Annotated in this window: 22 protein-coding genes; 3 read left to right on the top strand and 19 right to left on the bottom strand. The window is 49.9% G+C overall.

The window, feature by feature from the left end; genetic code table 11:
• Window position 1 precedes the first annotated feature (1 nt).
• The 6 genes from folP to T472_RS09285 all read right to left on the bottom strand — a co-directional run bounded on the left by folP (window position 2) and on the right by T472_RS09285 (window position 5,026).
• Entirely contained in the window at window positions 2-844 is an 843-nt protein-coding gene (folP, locus tag T472_RS09310; protein ID WP_023387598.1) for a dihydropteroate synthase, read from the bottom strand.
• Window positions 845-846: 2 nt separating this feature from the next.
• Window positions 847-1,413 (bottom strand): GTP cyclohydrolase I FolE, encoded by a 567-nt coding sequence (gene folE / locus T472_RS09305; RefSeq protein ID WP_023387599.1) that lies wholly within the window; start codon window positions 1,411-1,413, stop codon window positions 847-849.
• Between the two features lie 137 nt (window positions 1,414-1,550).
• Window positions 1,551-2,321: a hypothetical protein gene (locus tag T472_RS09300; protein WP_023387600.1), complete on the bottom strand. Its 771-nt coding sequence runs from the start codon at window positions 2,319-2,321 to the stop codon at window positions 1,551-1,553.
• Between the two features lie 81 nt (window positions 2,322-2,402).
• A complete protein-coding gene (locus tag T472_RS09295) occupies window positions 2,403-2,840 on the bottom strand; it encodes an ACT domain-containing protein (protein WP_023387601.1) in 438 nt (145 codons plus the stop codon).
• 23 nt (window positions 2,841-2,863) lie between these two features.
• The gene (locus T472_RS09290) at window positions 2,864-3,820 is read right to left on the bottom strand and encodes an L-threonine 3-dehydrogenase (RefSeq protein WP_023387602.1); all 957 of its coding nucleotides are present in this window, start codon (window positions 3,818-3,820) and stop codon (window positions 2,864-2,866) included.
• A 15-nt stretch (window positions 3,821-3,835) separates the two neighbouring features.
• Window positions 3,836-5,026 carry a glycine C-acetyltransferase gene (locus tag T472_RS09285; RefSeq protein ID WP_023387603.1) on the bottom strand — a complete coding sequence of 397 codons (1,191 nt, stop codon included), beginning with the start codon at window positions 5,024-5,026 and terminating at the stop codon, window positions 3,836-3,838.
• Window positions 5,027-5,348: 322 nt separating this feature from the next.
• Here T472_RS09285 and T472_RS09280 point away from each other — a divergent pair, with 322 nt between their 5' ends.
• Genes T472_RS09280 through T472_RS09270 form a run of 3 tightly spaced genes read left to right on the top strand, consistent with a single transcriptional unit; the run spans window position 5,349 to window position 11,132 of the window.
• The gene (locus tag T472_RS09280) at window positions 5,349-8,558 is read left to right on the top strand and encodes an SNF2 helicase associated domain-containing protein (RefSeq protein ID WP_023387604.1); all 3,210 of its coding nucleotides are present in this window, start codon (window positions 5,349-5,351) and stop codon (window positions 8,556-8,558) included.
• Window positions 8,559-8,605: 47 nt separating this feature from the next.
• A complete protein-coding gene (locus T472_RS09275; protein WP_040907245.1) occupies window positions 8,606-9,781 on the top strand; it encodes a class I SAM-dependent rRNA methyltransferase in 1,176 nt (391 codons plus the stop codon).
• 1 nt (window position 9,782) lies between these two features.
• Window positions 9,783-11,132, top strand: a complete 1,350-nt coding sequence (locus tag T472_RS09270) for an MATE family efflux transporter (protein WP_023387606.1) — start codon at window positions 9,783-9,785, stop codon at window positions 11,130-11,132.
• 35 nt (window positions 11,133-11,167) lie between these two features.
• On the opposite strand, the gene T472_RS09265 is transcribed toward T472_RS09270, so the two are convergent.
• From T472_RS09265 to T472_RS09205, 13 genes are all read right to left on the bottom strand, one after another.
• Entirely contained in the window at window positions 11,168-11,773 is a 606-nt protein-coding gene (locus T472_RS09265) for a tetratricopeptide repeat protein (protein WP_023387607.1), read from the bottom strand.
• Window positions 11,766-12,221, bottom strand: a complete 456-nt coding sequence (locus T472_RS09260) for a hypothetical protein (protein ID WP_023387608.1) — start codon at window positions 12,219-12,221, stop codon at window positions 11,766-11,768. The genes T472_RS09265 and T472_RS09260 overlap by 8 nt, the downstream gene beginning before the upstream one ends.
• A 4-nt stretch (window positions 12,222-12,225) precedes the next feature.
• Complete coding sequence (locus T472_RS09255) at window positions 12,226-12,996, bottom strand: hypothetical protein (RefSeq protein ID WP_023387609.1); 771 nt, start codon at window positions 12,994-12,996, stop codon at window positions 12,226-12,228.
• Entirely contained in the window at window positions 12,986-13,597 is a 612-nt protein-coding gene (locus tag T472_RS09250) for a MerR family transcriptional regulator (protein ID WP_023387610.1), read from the bottom strand. Before T472_RS09250 ends, T472_RS09255 begins: the two co-directional genes overlap by 11 nt.
• Window positions 13,598-13,621: 24 nt before the next feature.
• Complete coding sequence (locus T472_RS09245; protein ID WP_023387611.1) at window positions 13,622-14,224, bottom strand: hypothetical protein; 603 nt, start codon at window positions 14,222-14,224, stop codon at window positions 13,622-13,624.
• A gap of 24 nt (window positions 14,225-14,248) precedes the next feature.
• A complete protein-coding gene (locus T472_RS09240) occupies window positions 14,249-15,181 on the bottom strand; it encodes a coiled-coil domain-containing protein (RefSeq protein ID WP_023387612.1) in 933 nt (310 codons plus the stop codon).
• An 18-nt stretch (window positions 15,182-15,199) separates the two neighbouring features.
• Complete coding sequence (locus T472_RS09235) at window positions 15,200-16,273, bottom strand: DUF4332 domain-containing protein (RefSeq protein ID WP_023387613.1); 1,074 nt, start codon at window positions 16,271-16,273, stop codon at window positions 15,200-15,202.
• Window positions 16,274-16,301: 28 nt separating this feature from the next.
• Complete coding sequence (locus T472_RS09230) at window positions 16,302-16,574, bottom strand: hypothetical protein (RefSeq protein WP_023387614.1); 273 nt, start codon at window positions 16,572-16,574, stop codon at window positions 16,302-16,304.
• Window positions 16,571-18,142 (bottom strand): hypothetical protein, encoded by a 1,572-nt coding sequence (locus T472_RS09225; protein WP_023387615.1) that lies wholly within the window; start codon window positions 18,140-18,142, stop codon window positions 16,571-16,573. Before T472_RS09225 ends, T472_RS09230 begins: the two co-directional genes overlap by 4 nt.
• A 29-nt stretch (window positions 18,143-18,171) precedes the next feature.
• A complete protein-coding gene (locus tag T472_RS09220; protein ID WP_023387616.1) occupies window positions 18,172-19,512 on the bottom strand; it encodes an amidohydrolase family protein in 1,341 nt (446 codons plus the stop codon).
• Window positions 19,513-19,526: 14 nt separating this feature from the next.
• Window positions 19,527-20,675 (bottom strand): CHAT domain-containing protein, encoded by a 1,149-nt coding sequence (locus T472_RS09215; protein WP_023387617.1) that lies wholly within the window; start codon window positions 20,673-20,675, stop codon window positions 19,527-19,529.
• On the bottom strand, window positions 20,672-21,463 hold the full coding sequence (locus T472_RS09210) for a caspase family protein (RefSeq protein ID WP_023387618.1): 792 nt from the start codon (window positions 21,461-21,463) through the stop codon (window positions 20,672-20,674). Before T472_RS09210 ends, T472_RS09215 begins: the two co-directional genes overlap by 4 nt.
• 306 nt (window positions 21,464-21,769) lie before the next feature.
• The gene (locus tag T472_RS09205; RefSeq protein WP_152975153.1) at window positions 21,770-22,504 is read right to left on the bottom strand and encodes an HNH endonuclease; all 735 of its coding nucleotides are present in this window, start codon (window positions 22,502-22,504) and stop codon (window positions 21,770-21,772) included.
• Between the last annotated feature and the right edge of the window lie 120 nt (window positions 22,505-22,624).

Genomic DNA, 22,624 nt, shown 5'->3' with positions numbered 1-22,624 from the left:
CCTACCTCCTCACGCAGGCATCAGTCATGGCAGCCGCCCTTGCGTTTTCAAGCACATCATGAACCCTGACCATGTCCACTCCCTGAACTATTCCAAGCACTGTGGTAGCTATAGTCCCTTCAACCCTTTCCTTCGGGGGCAGGTTCAGTACCATGTTTATCATTGATTTCCGTGAAGTGCCGAGAAGTATCGGATAATCCAGCTCAAGAAGCTCTGAGATCCTCGGCATGAGGTCCAGGTTCTGCCTTGCTGTCTTTCCGAATCCGAATCCAGGGTCAAGGATCAGAAGGTCCCGTCTGAGACCCGCCCTGTCGGCGATATCTATGGATCTCCTGAAGAAGCCCTTGATTGAATCAACGATATCCTCATCATATTCAGTCCCGTCCTGATTATGCATGACAACCACCGGAGCCTCATATCGCATTGCAACTTGAGCCATGTCCCTGTCCAGCTGAAGGCCCCAGATATCGTTTATTATGTTAGCACCGGCCTTCAGTGCCTCTTCGGCGACCCTGCTCCTTATGGTGTCGAGGGATATGAGGATGTCTGATTCTTCCCTTATCCTTCTTATGACAGGGATCACCCTCCTAAGCTCCTCTTCTTCGGTTATCCTCTCATGGCCCGGTCTTGATGATTCACCGCCGATATCTATGATGTCAGCGCCTTCCTTAACCATTTCCCTTACCCTTTCCATCGCAGCTTCCGGACTAATGAAGTCTCCGCCATCGGAAAAGGAATCCGGCGTCACGTTGAGTATTCCCATGATCAGGGTCTTCCTGCCAAGTTCAAGCTCCCTGTTCTGGAAGGAAAGTCTTCTTATCCTGCTTTTATATTCTATGCCCATGTCTAGTTCCCCTTGTTTATCATTGAAAGTACTTCAGCCCTGGACTTCGAGTCCTTGTTGAATATTCCGCGTATGGCTGAAGTGACCGTCTTCGACCCCGGTTTCTTGACACCCCTCATAGTCATGCACATATGCTCCGCCTCGATTACGACTATGGCACCATACGGCTCCAACTTCTTCATTATGATGTCGGCAACCTCTGCAGTCAGCCTTTCCTGAAGCTGAGGACGCTTCGATACTGTCTCCACGACCCTTGCAAGCTTGCTGAGGCCAGTAAGCCTCCCGCTCTTGGGGATGTATGCCACATGGGCTACTCCGAAGAACGGCACGAGATGATGCTCGCACATGGAGTAGAATGGTATGTCCTTGACAAGCACCAGCTCCTCGTACTTTTCATCCTGGAAATATACCTGCAGATGGTCCTCTGCATTCTCCCCAATCCCGGAGAAGATCTCCTCGTACATCCTGGCGATCCTCCTGGGAGTATCCTGAAGGCCTTCCCTGTCCGGGTCCTCACCTACTCCTATGAGTATCTCCCTGACCGCATTCTCTATCCTGTCCTTATCCATATCAATCTCTCCCAGCGTTAAAATGTTGTTACATATAAATATTACTTGATTATGTGGTTTTTGTCAGTACATGCCGAAATGGCACATTCCACGAAAAATATAGGGGAAGCATTAGCTGCTCCCCCATACGGTCAGTCTCAAAGCTTTGCAGCTGCTGACTCCCTGGCTTTGATCGCATCGGTTTTCTTAAGGGCCTCCTCGTAGCTTTTGGAGCTATACCCATAAAGTCCGCCTGGCTTGTAGTTAAGGTAGCTGTCTCCGGCTCTGAGGAACTGGTCAGCATATTTAAGGTATGTGTTACCCATACCTGCTATGAAGCTGTCGCTTCTGGGCGGTATGTACGTGTCGAATCCAGCCTGTGCCTTTCCATCAGATGGTGCTGCCGCGACTCTTGTCTTGTCCTGGTCCCCGGCATATCTCTTGTCCCTTTCCTTCTTCATCTGTTCCCTGAGCACCGTCTGGCCATCCCTCATGGTGTTTGTTCCCTGGTTTTTTGGAGATGAGGTTCCTGTAAATTTGTCACCCTCGTACCTCAGGTCCCTTTCAGCCTTCATCTGGTCTCTCATGACGGTCTGGCTCTCCTTCATCGAAGGCTGGTTCCTTGATGCGCTTCTTTGGGAAGGCATGGAGGTTTCAGGCTCCTCGAATATATAGCCCTGTATCATCTTGCCCAGGTCGTTCCATGGCTCCTGCCTGGTCACAGTGCTCCTGCCCTGCGTCGTTCCCTGGGTATTCCTGTTTTGCTGGATTGTCGGGTCCTGCCATACGCTGCCCCTTGACCCCCCTCTCTGCGCCCTCCTCTGTGCCTCAGATGCGTTCTTTATGGTATTTGCTATCACAAAGAAAATTATCAGCGGGAATATGAATCCAAATATGTCACCAAAGAAGGAAAAGTATCTTACTTCCATTTAGTGCACCTCCTGTCAGTTTGAGTATAGCAAAAATGTCAAAGGTATAGTGCGCCACAATGTTAACAATCCGTGAAGTTCCTATTCAACCGCGATAAGCTGCATCTTTATGATGAAATCCTCATTGCTTAACGAGTCCATGAGCTCCTTTATGTCCATGACCATTTCAGCCATGTCGATTGTAAGGTTTACGCTGGCTGCGTTGTTTATAGGAATATCCTGGTTTATCGTCACTATATTTGCCTTTACCTCTCCAAGCCTGTCAAGGACTCTGGAAAGTGCTCCAGGCTCATGGTTGACAAGGAAATTTATAGTCGCCTTCCTCCCTTTTGTACCTTCAGAAAGAAGGAATACATTGTCCTTGTACTTGTAATATGCGCTTCGTGATATCCCGACGACCTTCACGCCCTCGCTGATATCCTTGACCTTTCCCGTATGCAGCAGGCTCTTTACCTCAAGCACCTTGGAAAAGACTTCAGGCAGTATCCTGCTGTTGACTATCAGAAATTTCTCATCCATTAATATTCCTCCAGTTTCTCTTCCTAAGTTACAACAAGCTTCTTCCGAAGCTGCAAAAGCATGTCGGCAGCCATTCCCTCAAGGTCATAGGCCGGCTTGAAGCCCCATTCGAGGGCAGCAGCCGAGCAGTCCATGCTGTTCGGCCAGGAATCTGCAATCCTTTGTCTCACAGGGTCCACCTCGTAGTCCAGCCTGAATTCCGGTATGTGCTTCCTTATCTCGTTTGCCACCATTTCCGGATCAAATGACATGGCAGTGATGTTGAATGCGTTCCTGTGCACGAGCCTGCCAGGGTCAGCCTCCATAAGGTCCACCACCGCCTTCAGCGCGTCAGGCATGTACATCATGTCCATGAATGTGCCTGCAGCTATGTAAGATGTGTAGCTCTTCTTCCTTATTGCATCATAGAATATGTCCACGGCATAGTCAGTGGTACCTCCACCTGGCGGAGTTACGTAACCGATCAGCCCGGGAAACCTCACTCCTCTTGTATCCACTCCGAACTTCAGGTGGTAGTAGTCGCAGAGGAGCTCTCCAGCTACCTTCGTCACCCCGTAAATCGTCCTTGGCCTCTGTATGGTATCCTGTGGGGTCATGACCTTTGGTGTCGACGGTCCGAAAGCGCCTATTGAGCTTGGAGTGAAGAAGCTTGACCCGGCTTCCCTTGCAGCTTCGAGGCCTGCCATAAGGCCCCCCATGTTTATGTTACATGCAAGCATGGGATTCTTTTCTGCGGTTGCTGACAAAATCGCCGCAAGATGGATTATAGTGTCAGGCCTTCGTTTCCTCGTGACCTCCATGAATCCATTTCCATCTGTCACATCAAGCAGCTCAAACGGACCCTCAGCCACCCTTGTACCTTCCTGTGGCTTTCTGATATCGGTCGCCAGTACATTATCGGTCCCGTATATTCCCCTGAGGTGTGCTACAAGCTCTGAGCCAAGCTGGCCAAGTGCTCCGGTTACCAGTATGTTCTTCATACAAAAAGTCTCCCTTTAAATGACTCCGAGTTCCCTGCCTACCTTTTCATAGGCTGACAGGGCCATGTCCAGCATTTCTGTCGTATGTGCCGCGGTCGGCATGTTCCTGATCCTTCCTGTTCCCATAGGTACAGTCGGGAATGTAATTGCCTTGGCATATACGCCTTCCTCGAAGAGCCTCTTCGAAAATCTCTGTGCCATGACTTCATCCCCTATTATCACAGGAGTGATAGGTGTCTGTGAATTTCCTATGTTGAAGCCCATCTCCTTCAGCCTCTTCTTGAGGTACAGTCCGTTTTCCCACAGCCTGTCGTGAAGCTCTGTGCTGCCTTCCATGATATCTATGGCTTCGATGCATGCCGCTGCGCTTGCAGGCGTCATTGAGGTCGAGAACAGGAACGGCCTTGCCCTGACCTTCAGCCAGTCAATGAGGTCCTTCGTTCCCGCCACATAACCGCCGACTACTCCTATAGCCTTAGATAGCGTCCCCATCTGGAGGTCTATGTCCTTTGAATGTCCGAAATGCTTGACGGTACCTGCTCCCTTTCCCATCACACCTGAGCCATGGGCATCATCGATGTAGCTTATGAGGTCATATTCCCTGCAGGCTTCGACTATCCCGTTTATGTCAGCAACATCCCCATCCATGGAAAAGACTCCATCCGAAATATACATGAGTTTCCCGTAAAGCCCTGATTCTATGGCTTCCTTTGCCTTGGCCCTAAGGTCATCCATGTCCTGGTGCCTGACCCTTATGATCTTCGCTCCGGACAGCCTGCATCCGTCAATTATCGATGCATGGTTCAGCTCATCAGACAGTATTGCATCATCCTTTGTCATTATCGCGGAGATCGCGCCCATGTTGCAGTTGAATCCGCTCTGGAAGGCAATTGCCGCCTCCGTCCCCTTGAACCTCGCGATCCTCTTCTCAAGCTCGTCGTGGACCTGAAGAGTTCCGTTTATTGTCCTTACAGCCCCTGCACCCACGCCGTACAGGTTGGTCGCTTCAACAGCCCTTTCCTTAAGCCTCTTGTCGGTTGCAAGTCCGAGATAGTTGTTCGATGAAAGGTTGATGAATTCCTTTCCCCCGATTTCAATCACAGGTCCGTTAGCCCCTTCAAGGATGTTTATCTCGTTGTAGAGTCCCTTCGATTTAAGCTCCGCCAGATTTTCCCTCAAGAATTCTTCCAGCACCCTGCTGCCCATTTCGCTCCTCCTTGTTCTTCAATCATTTACAAATTCAATAATCTGTCCACCTTCATTATATCAAAACCTTTTCATGTTGTTTACCTTTTATAAAAATATCTTTATATGAGAGGTCTTGAATGACCTGAAATTCGCCTGGTTCCTTACCGGTTCTTCAATTGCCTCTTCCATGTTTTCAATTAGGATTAAAAACATGACTTTGATTTTGTTTCCGCTTCAATTTGTGTTAAAATGATAGGTGGCCTTTAGAAAACCTGATAAAAAGCATCAATATATTAAGGCCGGTAAATCTCAACTAACGATCCGAAGGAAGGTACAAAAGATGACGTTCTCAAGGCAATATCTCGTCGATTTGGCAGGTTCAGCAGCCGTATACGACAGAGCCTCAATATATTCCAGGGACAGAAGAGTCACAGCGCTCAATGTCAGCGGAACTCAGGTAAGGTCAACAGTGAAGGGTACTAAGCTCTACAGCACCTATATTGAAATGGGACAGGACGGAGCCGTGGAGGACTATTACTGCTCATGCCCAGCCTACGAATCAACAGGAGAAGCATGCAAGCACGTGCTTGCCACCCTTATGTCGCTTGAAAGGGTGGACCTGGGAAGACAGGTCAACATATTCAGGCAGGGCAAATCCCAGGTCCAGTCAGGCAGGTCAGCAAGGGCTCTCATAGAGGGTATCTCAACGGCCTCGCTTGATGTGACTCCCGAAGAGTTGGATATCGAGGTCTTCCTGGAGGAAGAGGATGGCTTCGATACCACAACATCTCTCAGGATTAGGTCCGGTAAGGAAAAGCTTCATTTTGAGAAAAGCATGGATGAGTTCCTTGACAGTTGGTCTGAAGGACTCATAAGGACAGACAAGCCCTATGATGAACTTTTTGATTACCTTTACAGCATCCATCAGGCTCTTTCAGTACCTGCAGACCAATATTTAAAATCCAGGACTGTGGTCAGAGGGGACCGTTTTCTGCTTTCGCCCCAGATGATGAAGAAGGTCCTTAGGATCCTTGTCGGTAAAACCATCCACTACACAAGCCCTTTCGCAGGCGGAATGACAGGAGTCAGGAAGGAGCCGGTAGTGATTACAGAGGTGTCACCGAAGATAAGCTACAGCATCAGCGAGAAGGCCGGCACCCTCTCTTTAAGGGTAAAGCTGGACAAGGGGTGCCATTTTCTGGACGAGACCGCCGCTGTTTTCCATGAGCCAGGAATTCTGGGCATAGTACCTGACAGGGAACTTGCGACAATAAGGACAGTCAACGCGACCATCCTCCAGAAGGAGGATGGCGGATTCATCCCGATACCACAAGACCTGAGGGACAAATTCCTTTCAGGTGTCCTTCCTGAGCTCGGGAGGACGGGCCAGGTCGTCCTTGACGGGGCCCTGCAGGATAAGATAATAACAGAGGAGCTAAGACCTGAGGTATATCTCGACATACATGAGGACAGCATAACAGCGAAGCTGAAGTTCAGGTATGGGGACTATACCGTCAGGGAGAACAGCGACACTCTGGTCAGGGATAATCTGGGGAATGAGATCCTGATGAAGGAGACAGGGATAGTCATAGTAAGGGACATACCAAGGGAAGAGGGTATCATGAGCGTCTTCGAGGACTGTGAGTTCAGGCTTTTCATGGACCATATGTATCTGGACGGCGACGAAGAGATATGGGATTTCCTTACAAAGGGTCTTCCGCTTCTGAAGGAACGTGCTGAAGTCTACTACAGCGACGATTTCAGGAAGATCACTGCAAAAGGGGCCTCTTCTCCCGGCATATCTCTGTCCTCCAAGGACGGCACAAGCTACCTTGAGTTTTCATTCGACCTTCCTGATGGTCTCTCATCCAATGAGCTTCTTTCCATCCTCGGCTCGTCTAAGGATGGAAAGAAATATCACAGGCTAAGGGATGGCTCCTTCATTGATACCCTTGACAGCAACCTCAAGGCTCTAAGCGAGGTAGTCACAAACCTTGGGCTTAAGGACAAGGACCTGAAGGATGGCAGTATCTCCGTCCCCGTCAACAGGGCCCTTTATCTTGAAGAAGCACTCAAGGACACCGGTATAAGCTTCAGCAAGGATGCCCACGTAAGCGAGATGATCGCAAGGATAAGGGATCCAAGATCCTTCGATTTCAGGATACCTTCTAATTACAAGTCCATACTGAGGGATTACCAGAAGACCGGTGTAAAGTGGATGAAGGCTCTTGAATCAAGCGGACTTTGCGGGATACTGGCTGATGATATGGGTCTTGGAAAGACATTGCAGGTCATTACACTTATAGACAGCGGAGACAAATCGCGCCCCTCCCTGGTCGTGGCACCTACAAGCCTCGTGTACAACTGGAAGGCTGAGATAGAGAAGTTCGGCCCAACCCTCAGTGTCCTTGTAGTGGATGGTCCAAGGAAGACCAGGGAAACCCTTGTAACCCTTACCGGCGACTACGATATAGTCCTCACCTCCTACCCGCTGGTAAGGAAGGACCAGGACCTGTATTCGGACATTGACTTCAACTACTGCATATTGGATGAGGCCCAGCACATAAAGAATCCTGTGACATCAGCCGCAAAGAGCGTAAAGTCGATCAAATCAAGGTACAGGCTCGCGATGACAGGCACGCCTGTTGAGAACACTCTCACTGAGCTTTGGTCAATATTTGACTTCCTCATGCCAGGCTACCTTGGCTCGCACAGAAGGTTCCTTGAGCGATATGAGAAGCCGATAACTTCCGATGGGGACAAGGATGCACTTAAGAACCTGGTTTCACATGTCAAGCCCTTCATCCTGAGAAGGCTGAAGAAGGATGTCCTCAAGGAGCTCCCTGACAAGATCGAGACCAGGCTTCTCCTTGACATGGACGAGGCGCAGAAAAAGGTATACGTCGCGAAGCTTTCTGAAGCCAAGAAGGAGATCACCGGGGAGACAAGGCACAGCCACATAAAGATTCTCTCACTCCTCACCAGGCTCAGGCAGACCTGCAACCACCCGGCGCTTGTGATCGACGGATACAAGGGCAGGAGTGCAAAGCTTGATGCTCTGATGGAGCTTGTTGACGAAAGCACAAAGGGCGGGCACAAGGTGCTGGTCTTCTCCCAGTTCACATCAATGCTCTCGATAATACGAAGGGAGCTCGAAGCAAACGGTCATCCCTGCCTCTATCTTGACGGTGGAGTGGATTCAAGGGCAAGGATAGACCTTGTCAACTCCTTCCAGAACGGGGAAAGGAACATATTCCTGATATCCCTCAAGGCTGGCGGAACAGGCCTTAACCTCACCGAAGCTGATGTCGTGGTGCATTTCGACCCGTGGTGGAATCCTGCGGTTGAGGACCAGGCAACCGACAGGGCATACAGGATAGGCCAGAAGAACAAGGTCCAGGTATATAAGTTCATAACTGCAGGTACAATTGAAGAGAAGATAGTATCGCTCCAGGAAAGAAAGAAGGATATGGTGGACTCGGTCATAAAGCCGGGAGAAACCATGCTGGGAAAGCTTACTGAAAAGGAGATAGAAGGTCTGTTCAGCTGAAGCACAATATTATGGTGGCGGACAAAGTCCGTTCGAAGGAGAAAGCAATGCTTACAAAGTTCTACCTAAAACAAGGAAAGGGAAGAAAGGCGGAAAAGGGCCATCCATGGATCTATACGGATGAGATCGAAGGCTACGACGGGGAATACGTAAACGGCGACATTATCGAGGTCTATAACTCAAGGGACAGGTTTATCGGCAAGGGCTTCATCAATGACTGCTCAAAGATATCCATCCGTCTCATGACAAGGAATCAGGAGGACGAGATAGGCTACGAGTTCCTGAGGATGAGGCTCAAAAATGCCTTTGACTACAGGTCAAAGGTAATAGATACCTCCAGCTGCAGGATGGTCTTCGGTGAGGCTGACTTCCTTCCAGGCCTCACAATCGACAAATTCGGTGACATATTTGTAATCCAGAGCCTTGCCCTTGGCATTGACAGGTTCAAGAAGGATATAGTTGACATACTCATGAAGGACCATGGAGCAAAAGGCGTATACGAAAGAAGCGACGTCTCAGTAAGAGCCCTGGAGGGAATGGAAGAGACTAAGGGATTCCTGACAGAGCCCTTCGATACCTTGGTAGAGATCGAGGAAAATGGTGTCAGGTACCTGGTTGACATAGAGAACGGGCAGAAGACCGGCTTCTTCCTTGACCAGAAGGAAAACAGGAAGGCTATACACCGCCTTGTAAAGGATGCAGAGGTACTGGACTGCTTTACCCATACAGGCTCCTTCGCGCTGAACGCCGGGATTGCCGGTGCAAAGTCAGTCCTCGGCCTTGACATATCGCAGCACGCCATTGATTTTGCAAGGAGGAACGCTGAACTTAACGGCCTTGAGAACAGCGTGAGCTTCGAGGTGCACAACGCGTTCGACATTCTTCCGGTATGGGCGAAAGAAGGAAGGAAGTACGACGTGGTAATACTTGACCCTCCTGCGTTCACAAAGTCAAGGGACAGCATAGCGGGTGCAAAAAGGGGCTACAAGGAGATCAACCTCAGGGGAATGAAGCTTGTCAGGGAAGGTGGCTTCCTTGTCACATGCTCATGCTCCCACTTCATGAGCGAGGAGCTTCTCAGGGAAACGATAGTCGAAGCTGCGAGGGATGCAGGAAGGACGCTACGGCAGGTCGAGTTTAGGACACAGAGCGCAGACCACCCGATACTCATGACCTCGGATGAATCCTACTACCTGAAGTTCTTCGTGTTCCAGGTGGTTTAGGATGCACTTTTCAAGGTCCTCGGCCAGGGATGTCCTAAGGCTCGCCCTGCCCGCAGTATTCGAGCAGGTGCTCGTCATGCTGGTATTCACCCTTGACACTGTCATGGTCGGAAGATACGGCGGAAGAGAGGCCCTTGCAGCCATTGGAGTAAGTGCCGAGATGGTGGCTACAGTCTCCAATATATTTGTAGGCATGGGAATTTCAATTGCTGTAACAAGCCTTGTAGCCAGATCCTTCGGTGCAGGCAGGTTTAAAAGGGCTGAAGAATATGCAACTCTAAGTATCCTTGCAGCCACTGCCTCAGCCCTGATCATCGCTGTGCTAGTATTCCTCTTTGCGGGAAGCGCTGTCAGGGCGGCAGGTGCTGAGGCTTCAGTACACAGGATTGCCTCAGGCTACCTGAAGATAGTCGCTGTCGCCATATTCTTCAGCATGGTCCTCAGCTCAGTCAACGCAGTCCTCAGAGGCTGCGGAAATACAAGGATCCCTTTTGCGGCATCAGCAATCACGACGGCAGTGAACCTCCTTCTTGACTACGGGCTGATTTTCGGGAACCTGGGAATGCCGGAGCTTGGTGTGCAGGGCGCAGCGATTGCCACAGTCATCGCCCAGGCTCTCGGACTTTCATTCAGCGCTGCCTACATGGTGACGCGTTCAAGGGTAAAACCAGGGATTTCCCATATCAGGACACTTGACATGCAGAGACTGAAATCATTCTTCAGACTGTCGGTTCCTGCTTCCCTGCAGGAGGGCTCGATAAGCATAGTAAGGCTGCTTGGGCAGTTCATGATAGTGGGGCTTGGAACCAGGGCTCTTGCCGCGAATACCATGGCTACCATGATCGAGTCCATCTCCTTCATGCCAGGGTGGGGATTCGCACTTGCAGCCTCAGCTCTTGTCGGCCTCAAGGTCGGGGAGGGTGACTATGACGGTGCAAGGGAATACGCCTATACATCCGTCATCATGGGTTCTGCAGTTATGGGTGTCATATCTCTCCTCTTCCTCATTTTCCCACAGCAGCTCATCTCCATGTTCGTTTCAGGCGGCGAGGAGGATGTGGTGAGACTTGGAGCGTTGTGCCTCGCCATCGGGGCATTCGAACAGCCAACCATGGGTGCATCCATGGTATCTGCAGGAGTGCTCAGGGGGACTGGTGACACAGGCACACCTTTCAAGGTATCCTTCTTCACCTCCTGGTTCATAAGGATGCCATTGACAATAGTATTCATACTATTCCTCAAGGCTCCTGTCTGGGTGGTCTGGGTGATCACCGCTGTCTACTGGCTTGCAGATTCCATTTTCCTTATGAGGTCCATGGACAAGAAGCTTAAAGCTCTCGGGAATAAATAGAGGCTGGCCCCTGTTGATCACAGGTGCCAGCCTTTTCAAATTTCCATGCTTGATTCCAGGCCTCTCGCCCGGATGTCATCCTGTCTTGCAAGATCCTCCTTCTTCAGGCTCCTGAAGTATTCTGCACGCTTATGGTATGCCATCTTAAGAAGGTCCTTCCTTCCGGCATGCCCGAAATATGCAATCGCCTGTGCAATGTGGTCCTGGGCTTTAGGGTAATCCTTCTTGATGAACAAGATAGCTGACATTTCCAGATATGCCTCCCCTTTGATTTCGCTTTCCTTTGATTTCTCAGAAACATTTCTGAAATACCCGAAAGCCTTATTCAGGTCTTCCAGGCGCAAGCATATCCTTCCCGCAAGCAGGCCCGCCTTTTCCTCTTCCTGCCTGCAGCCAAGCTTCCTGAATCCTTCGATCGCCCTCTCTGCTTTCTCGAGTGCAGATTTAAAATCTCCCATGAGCATGTGAAGGCTTGCTATGTTGACAAGGGTCTTTGGAAGCTCCGGCCCCAGCTTCAGCTTTTCCTCCACTGCCAGGCTCTGCTCGAATATCACGAGCGCTTCCTTGAGGTTCCCTCTTGAAATTTCCATTACCGCATCCTTGTTGAACCTTACAAGGGCCTCAGCAATCACATTACCCATTCTGCACTCCCTCCAGAAGGCTTATCTCTCTCTCGACAGCTTCCCTTCTCTTTCCTTCAAGTCGTGGAAGCGCAGCTGAATATAGGCTCAAGGCCTCACCAAAGCATCCGTTCCTTTCCTTTTCCATGCCGAGCTTGACTGCAGCAACTGAAAGCCTGTCAAGGAGCTCTTCCGCCCTGGTGCGGTCTGATCCCTTTTCAAGGTATTCAAATGAAGCCCTTGCGTACCCGATCGCCTTCATACAGTCACCCTTTATGGCCTCAAGGTTTGAAAGGCTCATGCAGCTCATTCCCATACCATCCCTGTAGCCTGTAAGGCTGGATATTTCTCCTGCGCTGATCAGGAGCCTTCCCGCTTCATCATACCTTCCTTCCCTTATCAGCTCATATGAGGCATTATGAAGTGACTTAAGCTGCCTTGCAACCTCTTCGAATATTCTCTCGTCCAAAATGTCACCTCCTGAAGTATTCCCTGATGCCTTCCGGCTCCATATCCATCCCCGACTTCATATCCATCCCCGAATTCACAGCTCCCATTGCCATGCTCATCAGCTTATCCGGCTTGACCTTGGCTTTGACTTGAATGCTCCTATTCGCGCATTCTGGCAAAGGGCCCTTGTTTTCACCCATATCAAGTTTTTTGGCCTTTTCTTCCGTCCCCGGCTTGGATCTCATATCCCGGATTGCAAATTTGCTTTCTGGTTCCTTATTCTTTACCCGTACCCTTTTGAAATCCTCATTATATTCCAAAGTCATTTCAGACCTTCCATGACTTCGGACCTGTGGTTTGTCTGGCTTCGCCACTGGCCTTTGCTGCATGCCATTAAGCGGCCTGGTCACTTTGACCTTTGTCTTTTCAGGCATCTTAAGCTTCTCTTTTTTTCTGGCTTTACCATTTTTGGGGATGGTTTCTGATTTCAAAAAATATCTTATTGCCTCAAGCTGTGCCTTCCTTGTGTCTGATAAAACCCTTTCGCCATCGAATGTGACTGAAAAACCAGCATCCATGGCATCGTCACTGCTGCCTTCAGTATCCTCTTCAGTTCTTACCGCTTCCTGTGCAACTGGTGCTGTGGTTAGAGCCTCAGTCTCATCGTCGAACAGTCCGGAATCGAGCAGCAGTGACTCTTCAATTATCTTCTTGGCTATATCGGTCTTCTGTTCGTAGTCCGCCACCTGATCACCACCGAACATATTGGTGTGTCCATGCATGTTACAGCTCATCGATCTCCTTCATGAGTGCCTGCTTCTTCTCTTCAAGTGCCAGTTCAAGCTTCTTCATATCCAGCTCGAACATCAGCTGCATGGCCTGGCTCCTCATATCCAGCTGCCTTTGTATTATCGAGTTTGGCGGCACCGGAACAAGCCTTGTCCTTATGAGGCTGGAGCCTTCCTGTGTATAGTTGTATTTGCTCGAATATGAGGCATCTATTGGTGTTGTTGTCACAACTGTCTTCCTTGAAAGGTTCCACCACTTCGACGTCGTGGATGTGGTCTTTACCTCCCCCTTGGTCTCACTTGCATACTCAGTTTCCCGGCTCATGGTTATGGCCATCTTCACCTCGATTATGGTTTCCGCGAACTGATAGAAGGTTGGCTGGAAGCCAGCACCTACCATCGAGGTCTCTATCTCATCCTCAACCACCTCTCCGCCTTCGATCTTGATGGCAGGGAGGAAAACCGGTGCAAGCTCCTTGTTTCCCATTACCTTGAGTATCTCGATCGATTCCCTGTCCAGCAGCGACTGGCTTCTTGCTATGGCTGAAGCCAGCTGATATACCATCTGCGGAAAGGGGACGTTAAGAAGTTCCTGCCCTATTCCCATGCTATTCCCTCCTTTTATTTCATACTATGGAGTAGGTTTCGTATCCTCAAGCTTCTTGATCTCCTCTTCTATCTTGTCAGTCTCCACCTTCAGGGCAGCCTCGGCCTTCTTCATCTCGAGCTCCTGCTGTTTCAGCTTGAGCTGGAATTCCTGCTGAAGCTTCTGCGCCTTCATGTCCAGTATCCTCTGCATGAAGGTGTTCGGGGGTAGGGGCGTGATCTTTGTCCTCAAGAGGCTGGACCCTTCAACGCTGTAGGAATACTTGGATGAGAAGGATGCGTTGACGGATGCAGCAAAGCACATGAAACCACCAGAAGCACTGGTTGAAAATGTGGACTCGAAGGTCTGGTTCATGGTTATCGCCATCTTCACCTCTATAATCGTGTCCGTGAACTGGTAGAATGTCGGCTGGAAACCCGCGCCTATCAGTGAAGTCTTGATAGTTTCATTGTCATCGCTGGTCAGGTCCGGAAGGGAAACCGAAGCCTGCTTCGGGTCACCCATCATCTTTGCAATCCTGCAGCTGACCATGTCAAGCTTGAACTGGCCTTCCGCTATCGCTGAAGCGAGCTTCAGGACCATTTCCGGGAAAGGTACGTTCAGAAGCTCCTGTCCTACGTTTGGCATCAAAATTCCTCCTTTCTTTTTGTCTTAGATCTTCGGTACTGCTCTTATCGAAATGTTAAGTGTGCTTATGGTGTTTTCGCTTTTTGAAGCCACATCTGCACCAGTCAGCATCATCCTGTCCTGGTCGTCCTTGAAAAGCTTCGCCTTCAGCTGAAGGTCAAGTCCGTTTATGATGTAGTTGACATTCGGGTCTGATGTGTTCTCCTGCATGTTGAAGGTGTCCACAGCGCTGTTAAGGTACCCTGATAGCTCCTCTGCTGAAAATGAAGTTTCGAACCTTTTCCGGAGTATCTCAAGCTCTGCCCTTATCCCTGTCCTGTCCAGCTGGAGTTCTGCTATTGTTTTCGTCAGGTCCTCTACCTGAACCCCAAGCCTCCTTATCCTGTCTTCACTTATGAGGTTCATGGATTGTGCCTCAACAAGCTGCTGCATGACCATCTTGTCATGCAGCGTTACCTGCGTGAGGTTAAGCTGAGCTGATGTAAGCTCCTTAAGCACTTCCTCCCCCGCACCTGCTCCTCTTGAAAGCTCGGCTATGGTCTCCTTGAGCCTTGAAATCTCAGCGTCCTTCAACGCAGCAGCCTTCCTCTCCGTCTCCATCTGAACCTTGTAGCTGTTCTCAAGGACCTTCTTCTCCTGCTGCAGGCTCTGTATCTGTGAAAGGTTCTGGCTTACCTGGGCAAAGAGGCTTGTCTTCTCCTCCTGAAGCTTCAGTATCTGGTTATCCTTCGCGGTACTTAGCCTCTTTTCTGCCTCTATGGCCCCATTCAGTCTGGTCTCAGCTGCAAGCTTTTCCCTCTCAAGGCTTCTTATTGTCGTGACGTGCTGTGCGACCTGATTTGCAAGAACCGCCTTTTCAGAAAGAAGAGCCTCCTTCTCACCCGTAAGCCTCGTTATGAGATTCTCCTTGGTCCTCAGAACGGTCTGAAGTCTGTTCAGCTCTATATTGTCCGGCATATGTTCCCTCCTCTTAGCTTACGTTCTGGCAGTAACCTTCAGGCTGACCTTTTCACCAATCTTGAGGATCTTTCCAGCATCAACTGACTGCCAGGTGACCTCCGTGGCTTTGCCGCTGCTCGTGGCTCCCACTATTGAATCCACGTTTCCCAGAGGGATCCTCAATAGCCTGAGCTCTTCAAGGGCTTCATCGTGTTCCATCCCCAAAAGGTCAGGCATGGCTATCCTGTCCGTGAACCTGTCCGGCGGCGGTATCGGAACGAACCTCATTGAAATTGTGCTCGAGGCCGATTCCTGTGACTTGAAGTAGTTGTTGTATCTTGCGTTTGACGGACTGACAAGGAACCTGCGGATGGTTGTGGTGCCTGATGATGACTTCTCTTCAGTTACCGCATATTCCATCTTCAATGTGAAGGTTGCCTCCGGAATGGTGTACCAGCTTGCGTTGAAGCCATAGGCTGCAAGCTCCGGGTCGTCAAGTATGGAATTCTGGATATCCATGGAGCTAAGGTCCAGTGCATGCTGAGCCTCCGCTATGCCTTCTCCGATATCAACCATGATATCCTTTATTCCGCTGAAGAAGCCGATAGTCTCCTCACCTCCCCCTCTGTGCACAGCCCCTTCAGGAACTGTCACCTTCCGCTCCTTTTCAAATTCGATGTACGGATTTACCAAATCATCCTTGTCAGGCTCGAATTTTGACTTCTGCTTCCTTGCCGCCTCTTTCAACAGCTCAAGCTCAGCAGCTCCAGGCCCTGACTGCTTCAGGGCTCCGGACCTTTCCATCGTTCTCAGGAATGTCCCGATGCTTGAGGTCAGAGCCCAGGAAAGGTCAGAAATGCTCCTTATGCCTGCCCTGACCAGCGTCTCGGCATTTTCTCCTGTCATTCCGCCTATGCCAAGAAGCTCAGCCTGCTTTGATAAGCTGTACAGCTGACCATAGCTTATCCCTGTCTTTTTTGAAAGCTCAGTTCTCATTGCCGTCGTCCTTGTCGCCGCCCTCAGGCCTTCAACAGTGTTGATCTTTGATTCTGCAAGCTTCTCAGCAATTTTTTGAGTTATTCCCTTTACAGTCTTGATGTCCAATTGCATGAATCCCTCCTTCCATCAGCAGATAAGTCTATATCTTCTCAATCCTTACAAGGTCCATCACAAGATGCTCCATGCCATACATATCCTTTAAAACGCCTTCAGTTCCCACAAGCTTTACATCCATTCCTTCAACCAGATGAATCCCTTCTGCCTCATCCCCCCAGTCAAGGAGCCTTCCATCATACCTCAATAGCCACAGGTCGTCCCCTTCCCTGACCTGGAAAGCGGTGCCAGGCATGCAGGGTATCTCAAGGCAGGGAGACGGCCCGAATCTGAGCCTCCCCCTTACCTCCCGGATCATACAGTAAACCTGAAGTAGCTCCAGTCGCTCCACGGTGCGCTTATGTTGTTGACTATGGACCTTACTCTCCACCTTCCCCTTTGTGCTCCGACAAACACGTGGTCATAGCTTGTGGTATTGAGCAGTCCTGAAACCAGCCATGTCTGACCTGTCTCAGCGGCCCATTTTCCTGCGTTCTTCGCTCCGAAGGCATCAATTTCAACCCTGTACTTTGCCCCTGCTATCGGTACAGGATTCCAGCTCAGCCTCATTGTCCTCGGGAAGTGGTCGAACACCGACCCGTTCCTCGGAGTCCTTGGTACAGGTACCGCCCCTGTGAACCAGTTAATCGTAGGGTCACCGAGGAGGACCATGCCGTAATGCCAGTGTATCTCATTCGCATCATGTGTCAGTCCAAGGCATTTCCACCAGTCAACATATGCATCTCCGACAACCTTGCCGGCACCCATCGGTGCGTAGAAATTCTCGAAGTAGAGCATCGATCCTGATTTGGCACTTCCTACAGCTGCCATACCGTTGCTTACCTGGCCTCCCGCCTTGTCAAATATGTACCAGCCCGCCATATATTCAGCCTGAGTGAAGAGTGCGCTGCTGCAGGCGAAGAGGTTGTAGAAATAGGCATTCGGCGCATTGGTATCCCTGAGGTAGGTGTTGTACACGTACTCAGTTGGAGCTCCGGGAACCTTGAAGGAATGCAGCCCCGGATTTGAGTGGGTGCATACCTGCAGCCAACCCCTGTGCTGGTCAAGCTCGACCTTGAACCTGTCTCCGTCAGTCTGGGTATGGTCTGTGACCACTTCTATCCCGGCAGCGGGTATCGCCATATCGAGGGCACAGTCACCGAAACCGCTCCAGTCATCATCTACGTATGCAAGGCCCTCGCAGGAGCATCCGAACCTGCCCTTTCTGAACTTGTGGTTCCTTGAGAAATAGTCGATTATCAGTGCCGCATCATTGCCGCCCGAAGTCGGAGTCCAAAGCCTTCCCACCCAGACCTCAGGAAGCACATTCGTAGTGTGCTCATTATATTTCCCGTCAGCATCCGTGTCCTTCCAGTCCCCGTCAAGGTCCATGAAGAACAGGTCACAAGGGAATTCGGCACCATCAGTATCCTCGTACCATGCAGCAGGAATGCTCCCTATCATTACCGCTCCGACAATAGGTCTCTTCCCTTTCAGGAAGTTTCTCAGCTGGGCTGGTGTCCCCCTCAGGACCGTATATACTACCGCAAAATATCCTTCATAGGCAAGGTCCCTGACATACTGGTCAACTGAAGCCTTTATCGCCGGATAAAGCCCGTCGTTGACGAGGACTATCACCTTCCCCTTAGGGAATGCGAAGGTCGATTCTGACCTAAGGTGCTTCAGGTCATCTGAAAATTCCGGCCTTGGCTGTTCAGTGGTCTTCATGAGGAGCAGCGGATTCAGATGGACAAAATCTACATATGTCTGAAGAACCGGTCCCCTTGTGACTACAGTCTCGAAATTCCTTACACTCTCATAATTGATCTTGAATTGCCGTATCTGTCTTATCTTGCTCAAATCAAACCTTGTGAAATCTATAGGCATTCTTATTCCTCCTTTTGTCCTTAGTGTTGTCAGATACCCAGGAATCGCCGCGCATTTCCGGAAAGAAGCTCTGGATCAAGCCCGTAGTAGCTGTTGAAATACTTGTCAAGTCCGCCGAGGTTCAGGTCCATCATCACCATCACATAATCCGTCCCGAACATCACACGTTCCTTAAGCAGTGAATCCGCTTCAATAAGCTCCAATGTTTCAGCCGCCCTGTCCATGTCCGATACGTAGCCTATGTCAGCATACACATTAGGAAATTCCCCCATGAGCCTTCTTATGGTCGTTACCCACTCCTTGTTCAAAGAACCTTCTGTACCTGTACCCGGACCTCCGAAGTGACCAAGGTTCAGCTTCAGTTCGGGGAACAGATCAAGTACTGCCTCCCAGGTCTCCGGATCCGCATAAAACCCGCTCTTCGTCGTACCCATAGCCTTGAAATCCACATCCTCAGCCTTCCTGTCCCATCCTGTCACCCTATTGATCTTCCTGAAATTCTGCATTCCCCCAAGCGAGCAGTGCACAGTCACTGGAATCTTGAATTTTTCACAATATCCGTAAAGCTCCTTAAGCGCCTCATGTGACGGCAGATAACCAAGGGGCGGATACAGCTTTATCCCTCTGAACGGTCCGTTTCCCTCTGCAATCTTCATCCCTACCAGTTCCATGAAGCCCTCCCTCCTCGGGTCAACAGCAAGGAACGGATATACTCTTCCTTCATTGTCCCTTGCAAGGGCTTCCAGCTCCTCAAGCTGGTACCTGTAGCCCGGTGTCATCAAAATACCTTCATATCCTTTGCCGGATCCTCTGGCGCTTCCCTTAAGGAATTCCTTCCTTACATCCTTGAATGTCCTCTCTATTGCCTCATCGGCTCCTCTCCTGACTGAATCACCCCTTGCGACTGCAATCTTTGCCTTCTCCTTCTCGACAAGCCTCTTCACATTTTCCAGGTGCAGGTTGAACTCTTCCATCTCCAGAGGACCGACCTCAAATCCCTTAACCGCACTTCCCTTTGCTCCCGAAAACCTCTTGTTGTCATGAAGCGCAAAATACACATCCATCATAAGTGGTACTACTATAAGCTCCTTCTTTCCAAGCAGGCTTTTCCTGAAGGATTCAATCTGCAGCCCGTAGTTTGTATTCTCATCTCCTGTTGCCACCGTGATGAGCCTCGCAGCATAGGCAGCAAGGTCTGCCACGCCCTGGACCCTGGCTAGCAGCTTCAGCGGCTCGAAAACCCCTCTTGGCCTTATGCCGTATGGATACTCCTTCCTGATGACCGCCCAGGTCGCGTAAGCAAGCTCCATCACAGCAAACTTCGCGCCAAACAGATGACAGTGCACATCTATAACTGTACCTTTTGCCATCCCTCTATCTCCTTTCATGCCTTTGTGTACACGTCTCTCCTCTTCCCTGTTGCCGCATCACCGTAGAATATGGCGGAATAGCCTGCGAGGTCCATGGTCCCTTCGAGCTCGAAGACTGCAGTTTCCCTTGCCTCCATGAAGGCCAGCCCGATGTTCTTCAGCTCCAGCATGGCCCTGTAGAATCTTGTCGTCATAAGGGCTGCACCCGTATCTGTAACAGGATAGAAATAGCCTGCATAGCCTGATACTCCTGCTGCTATGAAGGCAGCCGCCATTCCGTTGCCTGAGCCCTTTCGGGATATCAGCCGCTTCCCCCCGCCTGACCGTCCTGATTCGCAGGAGCTGTTGAATACTATATATGGCGGTGACTTCCATCCGATGAAAGCAACCTCAGCCGCTGTGAACACTCCATCAGCGAACCTTATACCGCTCATCTTGGGACTTGATTCTTTGAAATCTCCATGTCCGGCGAAGTGTATGATGTCGAATTCACCTGTCCTTGCCAGGTCAAGGAATGCCTGCTTGGTTGCTTCCTCACCGGTCAGAGTCCTTACCTCGATACGGTAGCCTGCATATTCACCTTCAAGCTCCCTTATCGATTCTATTTCCCTGATGCCTCCATACAGGTCACCAGTAGGGTTTCCTATTGCAAGGATCTTAAGTGTACTGTCTTTAGAAAGAGCATCCCTTTCTTTTTCAGGAAGTATCCTTGTGGTTACAAGCCTTCCGAACGGAAGCCTCAATGCAAGGGGTCTGTGCTTTCCTATAAGCTCCCAGGGAAGGTTCATGATGGTCTCGTCAACATTAAGAAGCAGTGTCGTCGGATCGTGCATCTTAAGAAAATCCTCTCCATCACTTCCGATGAATGCCTTATGGAGTACTCCTCCAAGCTCATGGAGCTTCTTCTCTGCCTCCTCCTTCCTGAAGCCCTGATTAACGCTCCAGAGGTAGAGGTCCTGAGTAAGCCCGAGCATCCTCTTCTCATCTGCGGGATCGACCGTTACATTCTTCTGCCATGTGACACCTGTCCCCTCGACATGCATTGACACCAGGAACTGAAGTGGCTCGCCTTTCTTCGGAAGGCTTTTCAGGAACCTCGATATCGATATGTGGACAACTGTTGGAAGCGAAAGTCCACCCTTTGAATATCCCCCGAACATCATTCGAAGACCTTCCTTCCCTTGTTAGCCTTCTTCCCTTCAAGCTGTGGTGTCTGAGGGTACCCTGCTTCCCTGATTTTCCCGAGAAGAAGCTTGTGAAGCTCTCTGTAGGTCAGATTGTATCCCGACTCAGCGATCGCTTCCAGGGCATAGTAGGTCATCGCTCCATGATATTTCCCTCCGATACTTGCGTCATAGGAGTATTCATCACTTGTGCATCCGGAAAGCAGAACATCCTTCATGCCTGACTGCGGATGCTTTGACTTCCTGCTTGACTTTGCCTTGTATATGTTCCCGATTGTCGCCTTTCCTATCCTGTCAGGGCTTAGGAACCTTGGCTTCCTGTATTCCTTGCCTTCCATGAGCCTTGTCACCGATCCGGAATGGCAGGAGTCTGATATTACAGTCAAGTGGACTCCTCTTTTCACTTTGGAGAACATCTCCCTCAGCTCATCGTCAAGTATAAGGTTTTCGCTGCAGTCATACGGACACATCGCCTCATCATATGCCTCCTCATCACCTGATGTGTCTTCAATATATGTCCCATGGGATGAATTGGTGAACACTACAACATCTCCGGACACCGCAGCCTCTACCATCTTCCCAACAGCCTCAAGTACACGTGCTTTAGTAGCCTTCGCATTCGTAAGAATGGTTATGCTTCCCTTTTCAAAACCGAAGTGGTTTTCCAGGAGCTCCGCCCATGCCTTCGCGTCGTTGATGCAGCCCTTAAGGTCGTTGGAAGAACCCGGATAATCGTTTATTCCTACGCACACTGCCATCTTTGCCATTTGAAAACCCTCCTTTCTAGTAGAAAAGCGCCTGGAAACCTTCTAAAAGAGCTCCGGCGCCTTAAATTGGACACAAAAAAAGGCGCCTGCCGCACCCCATGGACGTAATGCGCAATTCTCCCGATTTTTCGGAAACTCGCATTCCATGTGGTTACGGTACAACTCGCCTTGTATCATAATCCTCACTTATTCATATCTTACTAAAATGATATTACCAGGCTCAAGGTTAGTCAACCTGAAAATTGTGAATTTTCTGACTTGTTCAGGTAAAGTTTGGAATGCAAATGGCGGCTTTCGCCGCCAGTCTTATTTCTTTGTTTTCCTTATCTCCTGCCTGAACCTCACGTAATCCCTGAGCTCCTTGATACCAGCTCCTGAATCCTCCATCATGTGGACCATCGCATGGCAGTTGCCGCATAGTGGTATGAAGTCATCAGTCAGGCTAATCTCCGATTCCGCGTCTTTTCCCTTGTAATGCACCTGTATCAAACCTTTTCCCAGCTCCCCGTATGAGCTTTCATAGTTGAATCCGCAGATCCAGCAATCCAGGCCATGCACCTTGAGCACCTCAAGCCTTGTCTCAGGGTCGTTCTCGAACCTTTCATCCGGTCTCTCAAAAGGACCCCGCTTCCTGCAGGCCATTATTTCCTGCGGGAACAGCACTTCAGCTATGAATTCCGTCCTTGAAAGCTTCTTCAGCCTCAGCAGCGGCACAGACTCTTCACCATGGGTTCCATCGTACCTGTCGAATATATATTTGGCCGCAGCGTTGCCAAGCTCACGGGTAAGGTCCTTCCCCCACCTGAGCTTGCCTCTTAGCTTCTTATAGTCGTCCAGGTAAAGGACGCCGTAATAATCATCCTGGTTGTAAGATATCCTTATATCCCACCTGTCGTGCTTCTCCATTTCATGGAAATAGAAGAAATCCCTCAGATAGTTGGGTATCCTTATCTCCCCGTAAGACAGAAGAGACTTGTCTATCCTCTTGATTATTACATTTTCACTGATGACCTCGAAAGAACTGAATGTCTTTTCTTCCATCATTTGCTCCGCCTTGATAAAGATACTATCTTCATTATATGACAAGTGGTTATTTTTCTCCACTTAACAGCCTAATTATTTATTGCTTTGCCCTTTTTGCCCCGAATTCCCTTATTGCAA

It is taken from the genome of Youngiibacter fragilis 232.1, from assembly GCF_000495435.3.
Lineage (GTDB): Bacteria > Bacillota > Clostridia > Clostridiales > Clostridiaceae > Youngiibacter > Youngiibacter fragilis.
The sequence above is the reverse complement of the archived record's forward strand: the minus strand, read 5'-3'. Positions and strand labels throughout refer to the sequence as shown.

Excerpts from the sequence above, each read along its gene's own strand:
- folP (WP_023387598.1), bottom strand. The coding sequence starts at position 844 with ATGGGCATAGAATATAAAAGCAGGATAAGAAGACTTTCCTTCCAGAAC.
- folE (WP_023387599.1), bottom strand. The coding sequence starts at position 1,413 with ATGGATAAGGACAGGATAGAGAATGCGGTCAGGGAGATACTCATAGGA.
- T472_RS09300 (WP_023387600.1), bottom strand. The coding sequence starts at position 2,321 with ATGGAAGTAAGATACTTTTCCTTCTTTGGTGACATATTTGGATTCATA.
- T472_RS09295 (WP_023387601.1), bottom strand. The coding sequence starts at position 2,840 with ATGGATGAGAAATTTCTGATAGTCAACAGCAGGATACTGCCTGAAGTC.
- T472_RS09290 (WP_023387602.1), bottom strand. The coding sequence starts at position 3,820 with ATGAAGAACATACTGGTAACCGGAGCACTTGGCCAGCTTGGCTCAGAG.
- T472_RS09285 (WP_023387603.1), bottom strand. The coding sequence starts at position 5,026 with ATGGGCAGCAGGGTGCTGGAAGAATTCTTGAGGGAAAATCTGGCGGAG.
- T472_RS09280 (WP_023387604.1), top strand. The coding sequence starts at position 5,349 with ATGACGTTCTCAAGGCAATATCTCGTCGATTTGGCAGGTTCAGCAGCC.
- T472_RS09275 (WP_040907245.1), top strand. The coding sequence starts at position 8,606 with ATGCTTACAAAGTTCTACCTAAAACAAGGAAAGGGAAGAAAGGCGGAA.
- T472_RS09270 (WP_023387606.1), top strand. The coding sequence starts at position 9,783 with ATGCACTTTTCAAGGTCCTCGGCCAGGGATGTCCTAAGGCTCGCCCTG.
- T472_RS09265 (WP_023387607.1), bottom strand. The coding sequence starts at position 11,773 with ATGGGTAATGTGATTGCTGAGGCCCTTGTAAGGTTCAACAAGGATGCG.
- T472_RS09255 (WP_023387609.1), bottom strand. The coding sequence starts at position 12,996 with ATGAGCTGTAACATGCATGGACACACCAATATGTTCGGTGGTGATCAG.
- T472_RS09250 (WP_023387610.1), bottom strand. The coding sequence starts at position 13,597 with ATGGGAATAGGGCAGGAACTTCTTAACGTCCCCTTTCCGCAGATGGTA.
- T472_RS09245 (WP_023387611.1), bottom strand. The coding sequence starts at position 14,224 with ATGCCAAACGTAGGACAGGAGCTTCTGAACGTACCTTTCCCGGAAATG.
- T472_RS09240 (WP_023387612.1), bottom strand. The coding sequence starts at position 15,181 with ATGCCGGACAATATAGAGCTGAACAGACTTCAGACCGTTCTGAGGACC.
- T472_RS09235 (WP_023387613.1), bottom strand. The coding sequence starts at position 16,273 with ATGCAATTGGACATCAAGACTGTAAAGGGAATAACTCAAAAAATTGCT.
- T472_RS09230 (WP_023387614.1), bottom strand. The coding sequence starts at position 16,574 with ATGATCCGGGAGGTAAGGGGGAGGCTCAGATTCGGGCCGTCTCCCTGC.
- T472_RS09225 (WP_023387615.1), bottom strand. The coding sequence starts at position 18,142 with ATGCCTATAGATTTCACAAGGTTTGATTTGAGCAAGATAAGACAGATA.
- T472_RS09220 (WP_023387616.1), bottom strand. The coding sequence starts at position 19,512 with ATGGCAAAAGGTACAGTTATAGATGTGCACTGTCATCTGTTTGGCGCG.
- T472_RS09215 (WP_023387617.1), bottom strand. The coding sequence starts at position 20,675 with ATGATGTTCGGGGGATATTCAAAGGGTGGACTTTCGCTTCCAACAGTT.
- T472_RS09210 (WP_023387618.1), bottom strand. The coding sequence starts at position 21,463 with ATGGCAAAGATGGCAGTGTGCGTAGGAATAAACGATTATCCGGGTTCT.
- T472_RS09205 (WP_152975153.1), bottom strand. The coding sequence starts at position 22,504 with ATGGAAGAAAAGACATTCAGTTCTTTCGAGGTCATCAGTGAAAATGTA.